The following is a 794-nucleotide window of genomic DNA, read 5'->3' as shown; positions in this document are numbered from 1 at the left end:
TCATCGTAATACTTGGTTCCACTATCTTTTAATCTTTGTTTTAGTGCATCAAAGTCTTTTCTGGATAAATGAACACCAAAATGAGGGACTGAAACATTTCCCATATCTACATCATGTCTCTCATTGTCCAATTTATGTTCACTCTTATGCAAAGTTAATTCATTGCCCCAAAAATCTACATCTGCCCACTCTTGTGCTGAGTTATCTAATCTACATCCTAAAGTTTCACTGTAAAATTTCTTTGCAACCTCTAAGTCTCCGCAAGGGATAGCTAGATGAAAACAATTAGTATTTTTATACATATAAACCTCTTTAAATTGGGCAATTAAGTACTATATAAGGCATATTATTTTTTAATCAACAGCAACTAAACTAACAAAATATGAGTGATTTTTTACAATCCATAATTGATAGAGATCCTGCTGCAAGGTCTAAGTTAAGTTTAATATTAACTTATCCTGGTGTTAAAGCAGTTTTTTTTCATCGAATAGCAAATTTTTTTAGTACTGCAAAATTTCATTTGATAGCAAGAATCATTTCTCAATTTTCAAGATTCTTAACTGGAATAGAAATTCATCCTAACGCAAAAATAGGGAAAAATTTATTTATAGATCATGGAATGGGTGTTGTGATTGGTGAAACTTCAGACATTGGGGATAATGTTACAATTTATCATATGGTTACATTAGGTGGAATAGCTCCAAGTATTAATTCAAATGACCAACGAAATATGAAAAGACATCCCACTATAAAAGAAGATGTAGTTATTGGGTCGGGCGCACAAGAGTGGGCAG

General features: G+C 32.1%; 2 protein-coding genes. One reads left to right on the top strand and one right to left on the bottom strand.

All coding sequences use genetic code 11. The features are described 5' to 3' along the window. Positions 1-302, bottom strand: a 302-nt coding sequence (locus AMO08_RS01640) for a VOC family protein (protein WP_075484548.1), incomplete at its 3' end; no start/stop codon positions are given. A gap of 80 nt (positions 303-382) precedes the next feature. Between AMO08_RS01640 and epsC the strand changes: the two genes are divergently transcribed. Beyond that, on the top strand, positions 383-794 hold a 412-nt coding region (gene epsC / locus AMO08_RS01635; protein ID WP_306452493.1), incomplete at its 3' end, for a serine O-acetyltransferase EpsC.

The sequence above is a fragment of the Candidatus Pelagibacter communis genome, from assembly GCF_001180205.1.
Classification (GTDB): domain Bacteria; phylum Pseudomonadota; class Alphaproteobacteria; order Pelagibacterales; family Pelagibacteraceae; genus Pelagibacter; species Pelagibacter ubique_O.
This window is presented reverse-complemented; position numbering and strand designations above follow the sequence as displayed.